General features: G+C 42.9%; 13 protein-coding genes and 1 riboswitch. Of the genes, 11 read left to right on the forward strand and 2 right to left on the reverse strand.

Annotated features, from left to right (window positions below; genetic code table 11):
• Nucleotide 1 precedes the first annotated feature (1 nt).
• Nucleotides 2-604, forward strand: coding sequence for a GrpB family protein (locus BUC20_RS10830; protein ID WP_073230757.1), 603 nt, complete (start codon nucleotides 2-4; stop codon nucleotides 602-604).
• Between the two features lie 80 nt (nucleotides 605-684).
• The gene (locus BUC20_RS10835; protein ID WP_073230758.1) at nucleotides 685-1131 is read left to right on the forward strand and encodes a DUF4822 domain-containing protein; all 447 of its coding nucleotides are present in this window, start codon (nucleotides 685-687) and stop codon (nucleotides 1129-1131) included.
• A gap of 61 nt (nucleotides 1132-1192) precedes the next feature.
• Here the strand turns inward: BUC20_RS10835 and BUC20_RS10840 are convergent, their stop codons facing one another.
• Together BUC20_RS10840 and BUC20_RS10845 are read right to left on the reverse strand one after the other, a co-directional pair.
• The gene (locus tag BUC20_RS10840; RefSeq protein WP_073230759.1) at nucleotides 1193-1849 is read right to left on the reverse strand and encodes an HAD family hydrolase; all 657 of its coding nucleotides are present in this window, start codon (nucleotides 1847-1849) and stop codon (nucleotides 1193-1195) included.
• A gap of 167 nt (nucleotides 1850-2016) precedes the next feature.
• The gene (locus BUC20_RS10845) at nucleotides 2017-2856 is read right to left on the reverse strand and encodes a DUF6266 family protein (RefSeq protein WP_073230761.1); all 840 of its coding nucleotides are present in this window, start codon (nucleotides 2854-2856) and stop codon (nucleotides 2017-2019) included.
• A gap of 477 nt (nucleotides 2857-3333) precedes the next feature.
• Nucleotides 3334-3444, forward strand: a riboswitch (SAM riboswitch).
• 242 nt (nucleotides 3445-3686) lie between these two features.
• Between BUC20_RS10845 and BUC20_RS10850 the strand changes: the two genes are divergently transcribed.
• The 9 genes from BUC20_RS10850 (at nucleotide 3687) to BUC20_RS10880 (ending at nucleotide 17720) form a co-directional block, all read left to right on the forward strand.
• Complete coding sequence (locus BUC20_RS10850; protein WP_073230762.1) at nucleotides 3687-6875, forward strand: SusC/RagA family TonB-linked outer membrane protein; 3189 nt, start codon at nucleotides 3687-3689, stop codon at nucleotides 6873-6875.
• A gap of 5 nt (nucleotides 6876-6880) precedes the next feature.
• Entirely contained in the window at nucleotides 6881-8314 is a 1434-nt protein-coding gene (locus BUC20_RS10855) for a SusD/RagB family nutrient-binding outer membrane lipoprotein (protein ID WP_073230764.1), read from the forward strand.
• A gap of 155 nt (nucleotides 8315-8469) precedes the next feature.
• Nucleotides 8470-9210, forward strand: coding sequence for an SDR family oxidoreductase (locus tag BUC20_RS10860; protein ID WP_073230766.1), 741 nt, complete (start codon nucleotides 8470-8472; stop codon nucleotides 9208-9210).
• A gap of 602 nt (nucleotides 9211-9812) precedes the next feature.
• Nucleotides 9813-9971, forward strand: a complete 159-nt coding sequence (locus tag BUC20_RS34065; protein WP_200800927.1) for a hypothetical protein — start codon at nucleotides 9813-9815, stop codon at nucleotides 9969-9971.
• An 18-nt stretch (nucleotides 9972-9989) separates the two neighbouring features.
• Nucleotides 9990-10154, forward strand: coding sequence for a hypothetical protein (locus BUC20_RS34070; protein ID WP_200800928.1), 165 nt, complete (start codon nucleotides 9990-9992; stop codon nucleotides 10152-10154).
• A gap of 37 nt (nucleotides 10155-10191) precedes the next feature.
• Nucleotides 10192-11199 carry a sterol desaturase family protein gene (locus tag BUC20_RS10865; protein WP_073230768.1) on the forward strand — a complete coding sequence of 336 codons (1008 nt, stop codon included), beginning with the start codon at nucleotides 10192-10194 and terminating at the stop codon, nucleotides 11197-11199.
• Nucleotides 11200-11299: 100 nt separating this feature from the next.
• Nucleotides 11300-14509, forward strand: a complete 3210-nt coding sequence (locus BUC20_RS10870; RefSeq protein ID WP_084528754.1) for a SusC/RagA family TonB-linked outer membrane protein — start codon at nucleotides 11300-11302, stop codon at nucleotides 14507-14509.
• 19 nt (nucleotides 14510-14528) lie between these two features.
• Complete coding sequence (locus BUC20_RS10875) at nucleotides 14529-16079, forward strand: RagB/SusD family nutrient uptake outer membrane protein (RefSeq protein WP_073230770.1); 1551 nt, start codon at nucleotides 14529-14531, stop codon at nucleotides 16077-16079.
• 24 nt (nucleotides 16080-16103) lie between these two features.
• Nucleotides 16104-17720: an arylsulfatase gene (locus BUC20_RS10880; RefSeq protein WP_084528756.1), complete on the forward strand. Its 1617-nt coding sequence runs from the start codon at nucleotides 16104-16106 to the stop codon at nucleotides 17718-17720.
• Nucleotides 17721-17734 lie beyond the last annotated feature (14 nt).

The raw sequence follows: 17734 nt of genomic DNA on the forward strand, positions 1-17734 counted from the left end.
AATGAATGAGCTGAGCAAGAAGGCGATTGAAGTTGTTCCTTATTCAGAAAACTGGGCGGAAACTTTCCGTCAATTGGCACTCTTGTTTAAAGAAGATTTGAAAGACCTCATCCTGGGGGTAGAACATGTTGGGAGCACTTCGGTGCCCGGACTTGCCGCGAAACCGGTAATAGACCTGGACCTGATCATTCCTGATAAAAGCAGACTTGAAGAGATTAAAGTGATACTCGGAAAAAGGGGATACCTGCATGCAGGGGAAATGGGAATTCCGGGAAGGGAGGCTTTTAAGCGTTCTTCTGAATATACGCCTCTGGTTGCCGTTAACCGGGTATGGCCGGCACATCACCTGTATGTGTGCCTGAAAGATAGCATAAGTTTAGACAATCATTTGCTGTTCCGGGATTTTTTACGTGCAAATCAGGAAACTGCCGATGCATATGCTCTGCTGAAAATAGCGCTTGCAAAGAAGTATCCCCATGATATAGACCGTTATGTAGATGGAAAAACAGATTTTATCATTGCTGTTCTCCAACAGGCAGGCTTTAATCAAACCCTGCTGAAGGACATTTCGGAACAAAATAAATTCGGGAAATCAAATAATTAGTGCTGTTAATGCGCTAACCTGTCCTATCTCCTTCCTTCTTTTGGAACATAGTTTTGTAGTACTGATAACTAAAACAAATTATGAACCTAATTAAGAAAACTTCTGTACTTATGGTATGCCTCCTGATGGTGCTTGGCATTACATCCTGTAAAAAAGACAATGATAAAACGCCGGAACAGTCGTCCGCAACTCCCTCGGAAATTTTAGCCGGGGTTACCTGGAAATCTACTACAGTTAAAGATCAGACAGGAAAAGATGTGACTGCTGCAAATGGTGGATACATGGGCATTGCGAAGTACAATGTAAACGGAGACTTTGAAATTAAAGGATTTGACGGGGTATTGAGAAGTTCAGGACAGTGGGCTTTGACGGCTGATGGTAAAAAAAGAATGCTGATCGGGACCACGGCTGCCGGTGCTTCTTTTTCAAGAGTGGTAGACATTCTGGTACTCACTAAAACGATGTTTACTTACCGCATTACCAATCCCCAGGGGGAAGTGGTAGATGTGGAGCATATTCCTAATTAACGATTTTTCCTTATTTCAGAAGAAGGGCGATTTCCCTTCCTCTGAAATAATGGTTTTTTATCTAAAATAACGCTTTGATCTTGTCGTAAGACAGATCGTTATAATTGTCGATGTACAAGTCGCATTTTGGAAGTTCTTCAATGGTATGAGAACTGAGCACACCCACTACCCGCATTCCGGCATTTAATGCTGCAGTGATTCCCGAAAAAGAATCCTCAAAAACAAGACATTGATCCGGGATTACGCCCAGGTTACGGGCAGAGCTCAGGTATACTTCAGGATCAGGCTTATGTTTTTTTACATCTTCGCTGGCTAAAATTGAGTCCAGTTTCTCACGAAGGTCAATTTTGCTCAGAATCAGGTCCAAATTTGCTAATGGGGCGGAGGTGGCTACCCCAAGTTTCACCTGATGGGCTTCCAGCTCTGATATGAACTCAGGAAAACCGGAAATAGGGGTCACATGAGGCGCGTAGATTTTCCGGAATAAACCTTCTTTCTCCTCTTCCATTTGAAGTAGTTCTTCTCCCTGGACAGGGCGGTTGAAAAAGTGACTGAAAATATAGCTGTTACTTTTTCCAAACATATGCTGGGCAAACTCGGCCTCGGTTGGTGCAAGATTCCGAACGGAGAAAAAATCACGAAAAGCAAGGGAATGGTAGGGATTGGTATGGACGATTACGCCATCCATGTCAAAGATCACGGCAATTTCTTTATTCATCCGGCAAAGTTAACATGATTTTTGAGGACGCTGTGTTTTTTGATCAATAAAGGTCCCCGCCCATATGATGAAATCTATAATATAGGTATGGTTAACCATAAACAGAATAGGGATTTAGGTGTCTTTCCCTATGTGTTCATGAAATATACAGCGGAACATTCCCGATTCTAAACAGGTCCTCCCGGAAGGTGCATTAGTTTATTTTTAAGCGCATGGTACTCTGTTTCTAAATGCCGAAAAGCTTTATCAGGATTTTTAAAACCCAGTTGTATTTGTTGCTTCTGTTCTAAATAATTGCCTGCAAGCTGATCAAACCTGGTTTTCAAAGCAATGTATTTTTCCTGAAGGTCTTTTTCTCTGGAATTTTTTACGGTCCCCTCCAGGCTGCCCAGATAAATACTGTCCGAAATCTGTTTCCCATCTGCTGATTTAAAGCAGGCATAGGCTACTATCGGCTCTTTTATCAGTTCTTCATTAATAGGAATAAACAGCTTGCCAGAGTCTCTTCTGGAAGCATTTAGCAAGGATTTCCCTCGTCTTCTCAGTGGATAGTACAACTGAATCATGAGGATATCATCAAGATCATGCCCTCCTGTGTAGCTTTCCGGATTCCAGCTTAGGGTTAATCCGGTTTCTATTTTACTGATCTCGAACTCCCTGGCTCCAGGCAGTTCGCCATAGCTGAGTACAACTTTGCTGTAATCTACCCTGAGATTGGGATATTCTCCAGTCAGCGCTTGCTTTTTGTTGTAAGATACTGCGAGGTTATGTGCATTTTTTACAGTTCCGCGGGCTTCCAGTTCAAAACTGTTGGCGATGAACTCTTTCATCGGCCTCACCAGGTCCATAGTGACCTTCATTGCCTGATAATTGGCCAGTTGTTTTGTGCTGGGTTTCCCTTGTTTGCCGATTAGCCTGCAGACTGCCTGTCCGTTGAGCATATAAAATACCATGTTTCCGATTTTCCCGTTGGGATGGCCATAAGCGCTTTTTGATAAGATTGCCATAATTTTATAAGTTTATTGTTTAAAATAAATATAAGATTAATTTTTCGTTACATCAATGAACGTTTGGTGATAGTTTGGTGTATCTTGATGAATGGCCTGTAGACTCGCCGGGTAGTGTTTTTCTTTATGTGGAAATTAGTCTGAGTCTTACTGTAGTTATCATACAGTCTGGTGGGGTTGGAAGCCTGATGAGGCCCTAGCAACCCCCATTTAGCACCACTATAAGGTCTGGATAAGAAAAGGGAGTATAAGTACTGTTGTAGGACCTTGTTGAAACTGAGGTCCCAAAAAAAGAGCCTGGGTTTCCCTGGATCGTCTGAGTTGATTGCGCTGTTGTGGGCTTAGAAATGGAAATATGTGTGTTTAACCATATTATACTCAGTTTTTTGATATAAATATTAAAATAATTCGTTAATTCCTATGGGATTAGTAGGTTATTTGTATATTTGCTGTTGAAGATGCTTCTTTGGATCTTCCGACTTATCCAGAAAGACTGAGGGAATGGCCCTGTGATGTCTTAGCAACCTCTACTTGTTTACCCGGTAAAAGGTGCTAATTCCAATTCGCGAATAGCGAATAAGATAAGCAGTACCACAGCTACACAGCTGCTGCTCATCAAGCCACCTCATCACTGAAAAGAAGGAAACCGGGCTTCTCAAACTTAAAACTTTAGTATATGAACCTACACTTACTTCATCCTCAAATTAGCTGTGCTAAATCTTTTTATCTTCAGATCATCAATCCTAATATGTGCGGGACAAAGCCCATGTGTTGCTGTAGCATCTAACAGTACCAAAATCTAAATTTCTTACACTTAGTTAAAAACCAATATGTTAAAAATATACAAGATTTTTATAGGGATTGCTTTGTCCTTTTTTTTCCTGCTGACGGCCCAGGCACAGTCGCTTAAAATTACCGGTGTGGTTACAGATGGCCCTGCCGGAGAGGGAATTCCGGGGGCTTCGGTAACCATCAAAGGAAAAGAAACAGCTACTGTTACGGATGTAAATGGTAGTTTTTCCATCTCCGCAAATGTGAATGACATTATCCGGATCAGCTATCTCGGATATGCCAATAAAGAGATCAAAGTTACCGCAGGAACAACTCAGCTGAAAATAAGTCTGGAAGCTTCCTTAAATGATTTAAATGAAGTGGTGGTTACGGCTTTGGGAATTACCAAAGCAAAAAAATCACTGGGTTATGCCGTACAGGAATTGAAATCCAAAGACATTTCTACGGCTAAAGAGCCTAACCTGATCAATTCGCTGGCAGGGAAAATTGCCGGAGTACAAACCACCAATAGTCAGGGAGATATGGGCTCTTCCAGAATCATCATTCGCGGGGAGACCTCCATTTCCAGTCAGAACCAACCTCTGTTTGTAGTAGATGGTGTTCCGGTAGACAATTCACAGTTTTTGGGCAATGGGGGCTCCAGAGATTTTGCGAATGCGATTTCAGATATCAATTCTGAAGATATTGAATCTATCAGTGTGCTGAAAGGGCCGAATGCCGCTGCATTATATGGTTCCAGGGCCGCTGCCGGGGTAATCCTGATTAAAACAAAAACAGGAAGAGGACAGCAGGGCTTAGGGATCAGTATCAACTCCAATACAACCATCTCGAACTTATTGACACTTCCGAAATATCAGAATGCTTTTGGCCAGGGTTCTAATGGGGAGTTTAGTTATGTAAACGGTGCAGGAGGAGGGGTTAAAGATGGTGTAGATGAAAGTTGGGGCCCTCCATTGGACGGTCGCTTGATTCCTCAGTTCAATACCAAAGGAAAACCAGAACCTTTCATTGCGCACCCGAATAATGTAAGGGACTTTTTTGAAACCGGCTATGCATTGAGCAATGGCGTTGCACTTGCCGGATCAGGAGAAAAACAGGACATTCGCTTTTCCTACAATAACCTCACCCAGGGAGGGATTATGCCCAACTCTTCACAAAATAAAAATTCCCTGCTACTCAATACGACTTACCGCATCACTCCAAAACTAACATTGAATGCCAATGTGAACTATATAAAAAGCAGTGCCGCAAACCTTCCGGCATCAGGAGGAAAAAGAGCCACTGGACCTATGTTACAGTTTACCTGGTTCGGCAGACAGGTGGATGTGTCTAAGCTTAAAAAATATAAAGATGAGAATGGCAATGATTTTAACTGGAACAATAGCTATTACAGCAATCCCTATTTCATTGCTTACGAAAATACAGTTGGTCAAAAGCGCGACCGCATCATTGGGAGTGCAGAGTTGAACTATAAAATTACCGGGGCATTATCCGCAAACTTCAGAACAGGAAACGATTATTATACGGACCGGAGAAAGATCAAAGTTGCTTTCGGTACCAATGGTACGCCTACTGGCTCTTATCAGGAAGATGCCTATACCATCAATGAAAACAATACTGAAGGAAGGTTGGAATTTGATAAAAAGCTAAACGATAACTTCTCCCTTAATGTCCTGGCTGGTATAAATGTAAGAACCAATACCTTGGAACAGAATGACCAGATGGCCACTAAATTAGCGGTGAGAGATTTGTATACTTTAAACAATTCAAGAGACCCCTTAGTATCTTCCAATTTTTACAGCAAGCTGAGAACCTATAGTACTTTTGGTTCTGCACAACTGGGATATAAAGACTATGCCTTCCTTAATTTAACTGCCAGAAACGATTGGGACTCCAGTTTACCAAGACCAAACCTTTCCTATTTTTATCCTTCTGCAAACGGAAGTCTCATCCTTACTGAGGCCTTTGACATAAAGAGTGAGGTGTTGAGCTTTGCTAAAATCAGAGGAGGATGGTCAAAAGTAGGGAAGGCAACTGAACCGTATCAATTGGCAAATACCTATACTTTTACCGCCCCTTTTGATGGAAACCCGCAACAGGGAGCCGGTTTGGTGGACCTGAATCCAAACCTGCTGCCAGAAATTACCAAATCTGCGGAGGCGGGAATTGAACTGGGCCTATTCGATAACCGGGTAAAACTGGACCTGAGTGTTTACAATACCAACAGTATCAATCAGATCCTGAAAATAAATGTGAGCCCTTCTACAGGATACAGTCAGAAACTAATCAACGGGGGAAGCATAAACAATAAAGGTCTTGAAGTCCAATTAGGGCTTAACCCGGTTAAATCCAGGGATTTCAGCTGGGACATCAGTCTCAATTACGCATTGAACCGCAGCAAAGTTACAGAACTGGATAAAGAAGGTTTGATCAGGAGCTATACCATTGGAACCAACAGAACGGTAGATGTATTGGCCTCCATTGGAAAACCTTACGGTACATTTTTTGGTACTGCTTATCAGCGTAATGCTGAGGGACAGATCCTGGTTGGTGCTGGCGGAACACCCATTATCAACCCTGAAAAACAATATTTGGGTAAATTTACCCCAAACTGGCTGGGAGGGATCAGCAATAGTTTTACTTACAAAAATATCAACCTGAATTTCCTTATTGATGCAAGGATCGGAGGTAAAGTGTATTCCAATTCAAACCGTACCGGAACCTATACCGGAGTTCTGGAGAGTACATTGAGAGGTAGAAACACCGAAAATGGGGGTCTAAGTTATTATTTCCCTGGAAATGTAAACACAGGAATAGCTGTTGGAATCGCAAATGGCGGACAAGCCCCGGCAGGAGAAACCGTCTATACTGATGGGATGATTTTCGATGGAGTATTGGCCAATGGAACGAAAAACGGACGTATCCTTCCTGCTCAGCAATACTATAAAGGCTTCACAAACGTAGATGAACAGTTTATGTATGATGCCTCTTATATCAAACTGAGAGAGGTAAAACTAAGTTATAATTTACCGGCTCAATGGACCAGAAAAATAGGATTTCAGAATGCAACCGTTTCCCTGGTAGGGAGAAACCTATGGATCATTCATAAAAATGTACCAAATATCGATCCTGAAACGGCATTCAATGTCGGTAATGCACAGGGACTGGAAGACCTGAGTCTGCCTACAACCAGATCATTTGGTTTTAATCTTAACCTTAAATTCTAAACACCATGAAATTCAAATATATTCCAATTTTATTTTCCTCAGCATTACTCCTGTCCTTTAGCTCATGCAAAGATGAGCTGGCAGACCTGAATAAGAACCCTAATGCAACCGAAATCCCACAGATTGATTATCTGCTGACAGGGGCTATAAAAAGCACTTCAGATGCCTATTGGGGCGTAACCAATAACATGAACTCCAGCTTGTTGTTCATTCAGCATTGGTCAAAAATCCAATACAATGATCCTGACCGGTATATTTTTACCAATAATGACCTTCAGGACTTGTGGACATCAGGATATACAAAAGGGGTTACCAACCTGAATAAATTGGTTCTTCTGGCAGATGAACAGGGAAATACCAATTATAAGGGAGTGGCAAAAGTATTGAGATCATGGGTATATTTATTGATGACTGATGCCTATGGAGATATTCCTTATTCACAATCCGGACAGATTAAAGACTATATTAATCCGACCTATGATAGCCAGAAGGATGTTTATTATGGCTTACTTGCGGATCTGAAATCTGCACAGACTGATCTGAATGCAGCTGGTAAACCCATTTTAGGCGACATCATTTATAAAGGTAAGATTGAACTCTGGAAAAAATTCGCAAATGCTTTACGCTTGCGCATCGCTTTACGCATTGCAGATAAAGATGTCGAAAAAACAAAAGCAGTATTGGCTGAGCTAACTGCGGAAGGAGGGAGCCTGATCAGTACCAACCTGGAAAATGCACAGCTGACTTATTCCACATCGCCTAACCAAAATCCGATCAGTAATTTGTTCGATACCAGGGATGATTACAGAATAAGCAAAACTATTGTGGATACACTGAGGTCATTAAAAGACCCAAGACTTTCCATCTTTGTCAGTCCGACGAAGGATGTAACGGAACAAACTTATATCGGTGTTCCAAACGGTTTCTTAGATGCAAAAAAATATGAGCTAAGTAAAACATCCAAACCCGGAACCTATTTTCTGGCCCCAACTGCTCCCGCAGTGATCATCAGCTATGCTGAAGTGTTGTTTAACCGAGCTGAAATTGCGGCAAGAGGACTGAGTACTGAAGATGCAGCAGGGCTTTATAAACAGGCTATAGAAGCTTCATTACAACAATATGGAGTCTCGGCGACTGCCATTAATGCCTATACTGCATCTGCAGCAGCACAATACAATGCAACAAATTTCAAGGCCTCTATTGGCCTTCAAAAATGGATCGCTTTATTCGGTCAGGGGCTGGAAGCTTTTGCAGAATGGAGGAGATTGGATTATCCGGAACTTGTTCCCGCAATTGGAGGGACACTTTCGGGCAAGATGCCACTTAGATTTCTCTACCCGGGACAGGAACAATCTTTAAATGGTGCAAATTACAAATCAGCCATAGCCAGGCAAGGTGCAGATCTGCTGACCACCCGGCTTTGGTTCGATCTTAAATAAAAAAGCCATTGGTCGGGGGATCACTGTAAAGTTAGGATCATGCGAAAGTATGGTCCTTTTTTAATCTTAGAAATTTACATGTAATGCTGTACTATAAGCACTTTTTCCATAACGAATTGTTTCAACTTTGTGGTGTCATTATAACCAGAGAAATTATGAAAACATTAAAAGATAAAGTAATCTTAATCACAGGTGCATCCAGAGGTATAGGCGCTGCAATCGCACATAAATTATCCGAAGCGGGAGCAAAAATAATTGTCAACTATGCGGGCAGTACCGAAGCAGCAACACATACGGTAAATGCACTGATTGGAAAGGGCGGAGATGCCATCGCCTTGCAGGCAGATGTCAGCAAAACGGATGAAGTAAAAAGACTGTTTGATGAAGCCATTGCCCATTATGGCAGGATAGATGTTTTGGTAAACAATGCAGGTATCATGATTACCAAATTATTAAAAGATACCACTGATGAAGAATTCAGCAGACAATTTGATATCAATGTGAAGGGTACTTTCAATACCATGCGGGAAGCTGCCGGACGCCTGGCCGAAAATGGCAGTATCATCAATTTTTCTACTTCTGTAAACCGCCTGATGCTTCCCGGATACAGCACTTACGTGGCTACCAAAGCTGCTGTAGAGCAGTTAACCCGTGTTTTTTCCAAGGAAATCGGAGCTAGGGGAATCAATGTCAACTCTGTATCGCCAGGGCCTACAAATACGGAATTGTTTACTAATGGTAAATCTCAGGAAGTGATCGACCGTTTGGCATCCCTTTCCTCTTTTAACCGGATTGGCGAACCTGAAGATATTGCGAGGGTGGTATTGTTTCTGGCAAGCGATGAAGCAAACTGGATTACGGCCCAGAATATTGGCGTGAATGGAGGGATGGCATAATTAAAATAAGGGGAATACGATGTATTCCCCTAAGGATTAATAACTAAACCAGGGTCTGATTTTGGCGTTGGACCTGATTCAATCTTGTCATTTAAACCTGACCAAAGTTAAATAATTACATTTATATATGACCATAACGGGAAATTGCATGGTTTCTTGAATTAATTCTACTTATTTAGTAGAATTAATTTGTATTGTTGGATTCAAATTCTATATTTGTATTAAACAATATAACTCACACAGTATAACGATGTTAAGTTTAAACCTACATCCCGATTTGAGCTTCATTTTTACAAATGAAGAATTGACGACCTCCCTTTCTGTGGCAGGACGTTGTTGTTGCAGGTAATCTGCTATATCCTTTAATCAGCCGTTGTCAGGCGATCAAAAGACCTTAATTTTTTAGTAAAAGAACAGGAGTTCAATTGGCGTTGGTACTGTTCAATCTTGTCATTTAAAAAAAACATCATGAAAATTCTTGTAGAATCCTCAGGGAATTCTTTGTCCGGGCTGTATCCTCCTGACCACCTCATTCGCACTATCCGGCAAAATATGGCCATTGCCATCAGTTCCCTTTTCCTGTCACCTTACAAAATTATCCTATGACCATTTCAGACTTACAATTGATCGGAAAGAAGATCGCAGTGGGGATCGTAGTAGCTACCGTTCCGCTGATTATTCTTTTAGGAGGGCTTTGGCTGATCCAAAAAATTTTAACAGGGGAGCCTCCTGCTCAAACCACCACATTAAATCTTAAGTAAATACCAAAAAGTAAACACATGAAAATTGAAGAATCAGTAAAGAAAAGGATCATCAGGAACATTTTTCTGAGCCTTTTTATCTACGCGCTGCCCATATTATTGATGTTTTTCACCTTTTATTTTACCGGTCAGCGACCATGGCTAAAGAAAACAACTAAAACCGTGCAGGTGATCAAACCTTAATCCATTAACCAGATAAACTACCAAATAAACCAACAACATGATTAAAATTATCCAACAAGTCATAGATAACCTGAATGGTTACGGACTCAGTGTATTGGTCCTCTTTTTAGGGGTCCTGGAATTCTCTTTCGGCTTATATAAAAAACGCTGGAATAAAAATGAAAAATTAGTGGATATCGCTTGTTTCGTATTGCCAAAGCTCGTAATCAGACCAGCAATTGCTTTCTTTGGACTGAAATTTTTACCGGCGGTGATTCCTGCCCTGAGAAATGAGTTCGACTGGGTTTCCTTCGGATGGGGATTGCTCATTATCGCCATTGCCGACGACCTGACCCAATACTGGTACCACCGTTTGCACCATGAAATTCCCTGGTTATGGCGTTTTCACCGCACACATCACTCTGCTTCCTATATGGGGATGGCCATGGCCAGCCGGCAGAACGCATTATATACCCTTTTCTTTTCCCAGACTTATGTGACCACCATATTGGTTTATCTGGGACTCGGTGCACCAAGAATCGTGGTGGGAGCGATTAAAAGCACCATTACTACCCTGGCACATTCCAGCATTCCATGGGACAAACCTTTTTATAAATATAGAGTATTGCATCCCATAGCCTGGGTATTGGAGCGCCTGATTTCTACCCCTGCAACACACCATGCACATCATGCTGCAACAACCGACGATGGAGTGGGTTATTACAAAGGCAATTTTGGAAACATGTTCTTTCTCTGGGATGTGATCTTCGGAACCGCTCATATTTCCAGACAATATCCTGCAGCATACGGCATTTCTCATTATGAAGGAGATCCGTGGTATGCCCAGCTCCTTTGGCCAATCTTTAAATCCAATGTAGAAGGAAGCGAACTTGCAGCAGGCGGCCCAATCGTAAAACAGGATATTCCACTTGTAAAACAGGACTTTTCTGTTGCAAAACAGGACATTCCGATCGAAGAAAGGGATCTGGTAAGCATCCGGACCGTTCATCAGAATAATGGAGAACAGGAACTGGCATTGAAAGATGTACCTGCTGCCGCAGGTTAAAGAAAACAGAGCCTGAATCCCTAAAGATTAATCGTATTCAGATCAGGAAATCAATTGGCGTTGGACCTGTTCAAATCATGTCATTTTAAACCATACAAATATGCAATATCTTGCTAAAGAGAGGGAGCGTTATGCCCTGTCTTTAACCTATCCGGTGGCTTCGAAAACTACTGTTTTCTACCCGAAAACTTCGGTTCCCTACCCAAAAAACAGGGTTTTACTTAAAGAAAAAAAACAGCTGTTTTCTGTTACGCTGATCTTTTGTTTCCTGCAGTTGCTTTTCCTGTTTTCTTCTACGCTAAGGGCGCAGGAGAATCAGCCCATTATTAACTCGACACTTGTGGGGCAGATATTGGATGCAAAAACCAAAGAAGTCCTGCCTGGAGTATTGATACAAATCAAAGGAACCACCCATAAGGTGGCCACAGACGATAAAGGAAGGTTCAACTTCAGAACAGGCCAAAAGTTCCCCTATACCTTAATCATCAGTTATGTCGGTTATGAAAGAGTAGAGCTGAACGTTACCGGAAGTCCGGTGGAGGTTCTGTTGAAAGAGATCAGCAACAACCTGAATGATGTGGTGGTAGTCGGCTATGGAACACAACGCAGAAAAGATGTTACCGGTTCTGTTTCTTCCCTGAAACTTGAGGAGGTAAAGGGCCAGCCGGTAAGCTCTCCTGAACGTTTGTTACAGGGAAATATCCCGGGTGTACAGGTTACCCAGTCTACAGGGCAACCCGGTGGAGGGGTCAGTGTGCAAGTGAGGGGATCAGCTTCCCTCACTGCAGGTTCGCAACCTTTGTACGTAATAGACGGCTTTCCTTTCTATAACGATGAAAAACTGGCTGATGCCGGGGTAAGTAACGGACCTAAAATTAACCTGCTCTCTGCCATAAATCCGGGAGATATTGAATCTATTGATGTCTTGAAAGATGCCTCTTCCACTGCAATATATGGTTCAAGAGGCGCCAATGGGGTCATTATCATCAATACAAAAAAAGGAACGGCAGGAAAGTCGGCTATTGCCTTTGACAGCTATTATGGCAGTCAAAAAGTAGTGAAGACACTTCCTCTGCTCAATGCTGCGGAATGGGGGGCTTTAAGGAATGATGCACTGATCAATGCAGGGAAAACACCCTTTTATACCCAGGCTCAGCTTGATGCATTGGGAACAGGGACAGACTGGCAGGCCGCTGCATTCCGTACAGCACCGATACAAAGTCATAATATTTCTGTGTTAACAGGTTCTGAAAAAACAAAGTTTGCGCTTTCAGGAAATTATTTCAAGCAGGAGGGGGTGTTGCAGCATACCGATTTTACCCGTTATTCAGGCCGCTTGAATGTAGAACATCAATACAATGAACGCCTGAAAATCGTCTCCTATATTGCCGGTAGCAATTCCAAAGCACAAATCGCCCCACAGTCGGTGGTGCCAAATATATTATTGATGTCGCCGGCAGTTCCTCTTTATAATCCTGATGGTTCTTTTTACCTGAAGAGCCCGTTTGAAGGGGCGTATGGAAATCCGATAAATACCTTGTACAACCAGCTGAATGAAAGCCGGACCAATCTGGTTTTGGGAAATGCTTCTGCAGATTACCGGATCATTGAAGGTTTACAAGCCAAGGTTTCTGCAGGGATTTTGATTGTCGATAATAAGCAAAACAGGTATTTACCCTCTACTGTATACGAAGGTAGCGGACTCTCCGGACTTGGGCAGGTGGGAACTTTGTTTACGACCCGATGGCTCAATGAAAACACCCTGAGTTACACAAAGAAGATCAATGACATACACAACCTGAACGCTTTAATTGGCTTCACCCAGGAATCTGCGGTGACCAAAGGTGCCATTGCTGCTGCTGCTGGTTTTGCTTCAGATGAAACGAGCTTTAATGACCTTTCTTCAGGGATTGTTTCTCAAACACCCGGATCCTCGGCCTATGCAACTGCTTTAAACTCTTTTCTGGCGAGGATAAATTATGGCTATGCCAACAAATACCTCTTAACCCTGACCCTCCGTGCAGACGGATCGTCCCGGTTCTCCGATGGCCATCAGTGGGGAACCTTTCCATCTGCAGCCATCGCCTGGAATGTAAGCGAAGAAGATTTTCTGAAAAACAATACCGCCATTTCGAACTTAAAACTTCGTTTTAGTGCCGGACTGACGGGAAATCAGGAAATACCAGCCTACCAGTCCTTTGCCAGGGAAACTTTTTACCGGTATAATTTTAATGGCAGTAATGTATCCGGTTTTGCCCCGGGAACCAATGCCAATCCTAACCTGACCTGGGAAAAAACAGCGCAGTATAACCTTGGCGTTGACCTGTCTTTATTCAATAGCCGAATCAACCTGGTTTCGGATGTATATTATAAGAAGACAACAGACCTGTTGTACAACATTACGGTGCCTGCCACAAGTGGCTTACTGGATTTTTCGACTCTCCAAAGTCAGATTTACCAGAATATCGGAGCAGTAGAGAATAAAGGTTTTGAACTGGGCATCAACACGAAAAACCTGGTTGGAGATTTTAAATGGGGAACGAATGTGATTTTTGCGGTCAACAGAAACAAGGTGCTCAGTCTGGATGGTGTAAGCCAGATCATTCCGGACAGTTCATTGCCCTCCATTGCTGCCGTAGGTTATCCGATTGGCTCTTTCATTGCCTATAAAACAAATGGATTGATTCCGGCAGGGACAGCTCCCGGGAAAGCTTTAACTCCTTCTTCCAATAAAGCTGCAGGCGGACAACAATATGTCGATAAAAATGGCGATGGGGTCATTACCCAGGCCGGCGACAGGTTTATTGTTTCCAATCAACCACTATTTACAGCTGGCTTAACAAACAATTTCAGTTTCCGGGGATTTGATCTTTCTGTCTTCTTTCAAACTTCTTACGGAAACAAACTGTACAACCAGAACCGGGGTACTTTGGAGTTGGGAACGGGGTATACGAATGCACCCCGCACTTTACTGAACCGTTATTCGGCAACAAATACCAATACAGATGTGCATAGTGCCTATACTGATCCGGCAGTGACCATTGCAGACCGTTTTATTGAAGATGCTTCTTACCTGCGCCTGAAGAACCTTTCTCTTGGTTATACCTTACCTCAAAAAGTCTTAAACAAGGCCAGTCTGAGGAACCTGAGGTTTTACCTCTCTGCACAGAACCTTTGGACATGGACCAATTATACCGGTTATGATCCTGAAGCAAATTTTAATGGTCAGTCGGCCATCAATTCTGGTGTAGATAACGGGGTTTATCCCAACAGCAGAACCTTTATGGCAGGTGCCTCCCTTTCCTTTTAACTCCAGATCAGATCAAACCATGAATAATCTCAAATACTTTTCCTTAATTCTCATGCTTAGCCTGTTTGCTTCCTGTGCCAAACTCAAAGAAGATCCCGGCACGTTTATCACAGCAGATGAGTATTATAAAACAAAAGCAGATGCCGTAAATGCGGTTAATGCTGCATACTTTCTTTTAAACTCTGGAGGGCCTTCTGTTCAAACTCCGTATAACACTTTATTTGCTACGGGAATGGACTTCATGTCGGATGATATTGATCCGGGACCAGGCGCTACCAATGCTGATGTCCGTTCTCAGGCGGTACTCAATCATTCTTCCACAGGATTGAGGGTGCTTCAATTGTGGCAACAACATTATGCAGGGATAAAAAAGGCAAATATCGCGATAGATAAGGTGCCGGAGATTGCAGATCCCGCCTTAACAGCGGCTTTAAAAACCAGATTGGTAGGAGAGGCGAAACTCCTGAGGGCTTTATATTATTTCAACCTGGTTCGTTTATTCGGTGGTGTTCCATTGATTTTGCACGATCAGACAGGGGTAACGATCTCAGATTTTCAGATTGCCCGTAATACCGTGGCAGAGGTTTATATACAGATTGAGCAGGATTTTACTGATGCTGCGGCAGTATTGCCAGTGGGTTACACGGGGTCGGATATCGGCAGAGCTACCGCCGGGGCAGCTAAATCCTTGTTGTCTAAAGTATATTTAACACAAGGCAAATGGACAGAAGCGGTAGCGAGGGCAGAAGAAGTAACCGGTCCTTTTCCTTATGGCCCCGGATCCAGTCCTTTCAATTATGATCTGTTTACAAACTATGCAGAAGTATTTCTTCCGGCTTTTAAAAACGGGAAGGAACACATCTTTTCTGCACAGTTTAAATCCAATTCCTTAGGTCAGGGAAACAATCAGGCACCCAGAGGGGCACGCTCAGGTGTTCCGGGAATACAGGGTTCGTATACAGATCAGGTAAGGTTTTATACACAGGGAACAGATAAGTTTTTCAGCATTTACAAGCTTTACGAAGCAAACGATAAGAGAAAGAAAAACGGCAGCTTTGTGACCCGGTTTCTGGGAAGTGATGGGAAATGGTATGGCGACTTAAATGACAAGACCATTCCTGGTGATTCCATTCCTTATCTCAATAAATATTGGGATCCCAATCAATCCTCAAACTTAAGTGAATCTGCCGCCAATGTGCCCATCATCAGGTATTCTGAAGTGTTACTCAATCTGGCAGAAGCAGAAAATGAGACCAATGGGCCTACTGCCAAAGCCTATGCCGCGTATAACCGGGTAAGGGAGCGCGCAGGTTTGACTCCTGTTTCCGGACTGGATAAAAATCAGCTCAGAGCTGCCATTTACCTTGACCGCCGACTGGAACTGGTATGGGAAAATCAGCGCTGGTTTGACCTGATCAGGGAGAAAGATGCTTCCGGCAAGATCATTCTGGAAGATGCACTGAAAAAAGTCGGAAAGGTCAATATATCTGTTCCCAAACACCTGCTGTTCCCGATTCCTCAACAGGAAATTGATTTGAACCGAAAGTTGATTCAAAACCCGGGATGGTAGGTCTTCATCTAAACAACAGGAATCATGAACCAGCGAATTAACTTTTTAACTGTCTTGTTCTTTGGATTGAACATTTGCTCTGGATTTACTCAAGGGGGAAGTTTAGCACCGGAACTACACTCATCTGGAAAATTGCCATCCAGACCAAATGTCCTGATCATTCTTGCTGATGATCTTGGCTTCTCTGATATTGGTGCATTTGGTTCGGAGATCCACACACCTTCTTTAAACAAGTTGGCAAAAGAAGGGGTCATTTTCAACCAGTTTTACAATGCAGGGAGGTGCTGCCCCTCCCGGGCTTCATTGTTAACGGGGCTTTACCCGCATCAGGCCGGAATTGGAGATATGGTTCAGGATAAAGGAACTGAAGCCTATCAGGGATATTTGAGTAAACATAGCGCTACAATTGCAGAGTTGTTAAAGCCACAGGGGTACCAGACCATCGTTTCCGGAAAATGGCATGTGGGACTGGTTCCTTCGGCCTTTGCACTGAATAGGGGATTTGATAAATCCTTTACCCTGCAAAATAATGGCAGCAGCTATTTCAATTCACAGCCCCTGTATAATGATGGAAGAACGGTTACTTTTCAACTGAACGGAAAGGAACTGAAACGTCAGGATACTTCCCTGTATTTAACTCAGGCCATTACCAATTTTGCCCTGAAATCTTTGGATGAGATCAAGGATCAGCCCAATCCTTTTTTTCTGTATGTAGCCTATAATGCACCTCATTGGCCGATTCAGGCCTTGCCGGAAGATATTGCAAAGTATAAAGGCCGGTATTTATCCGGCTGGGATGAACTAAGGCAGGAACGTTATAAAAAACTCAGGGCTTCGGGTATCCTGAAAAAGGAATGGGCATTATCGCCGCGCTTCGGAAATGTGAAAGAATGGAAAAGACTGTCTGCAGAAGAAAAAGAAATGTGGGATACACGCATGGCGATTTATGCTGCTATGATTGACAGAATGGATGCAGGAATAGGACAGATCCTGGCTAAAATCAAGGAGATCAAAAGAGATAAAAATACCTTGATTCTTTTTCTTTCCGATAATGGGGGTAGTGCCGATGAAGTGAAAAACTGGAACTATGTGACTCAAAAAAATGGAACTCCGGGCAGCGTAAATTCTATTGACAGCTATGAAGCGCCATGGGGAAATGCAAGCAACACCCCGTTCCGTCTTTTTAAGAAAAACACCCATGAAGGTGGGATCTCTTCTCCTTTTATTGCCTGGTATCCGGGGTTAATCCCTTCCGGATCTTTAAATGAAGAACCTGCTCACCTGATCGATATTTTACCCGGCATTCTGGAACTGACAGGTACAAGATATCCTTTACTGTTTAAAGGTGATTCATTAACCGCATTGCCGGGACGTAGCCTCCTGACTGCTTTAAAGGGCGAAAAGGGGAACAAAGGGAGGGCTCTTTTTTGGGAGCATGAAGGAAGCAGGGCCGTTCGTGAACAGGATTGGAAACTCGTTGCCGAACTCAATGCACCATGGGAGTTGTACAACCTGAAGACGGACCGTACGGAAACGCAGGACCTTGCCGGGAAATATCCGGAAAAGGTAAAACAACTAGAAAAAAAATACCTGGAATGGGCCAGAAGTGTTGGGGTTCAGGACTGGAATAGAATCAAATGATCATCAACCCATAA

It is taken from the genome of Pedobacter caeni, assembly GCF_900129215.1.
Lineage (GTDB): Bacteria > Bacteroidota > Bacteroidia > Sphingobacteriales > Sphingobacteriaceae > Pedobacter > Pedobacter caeni.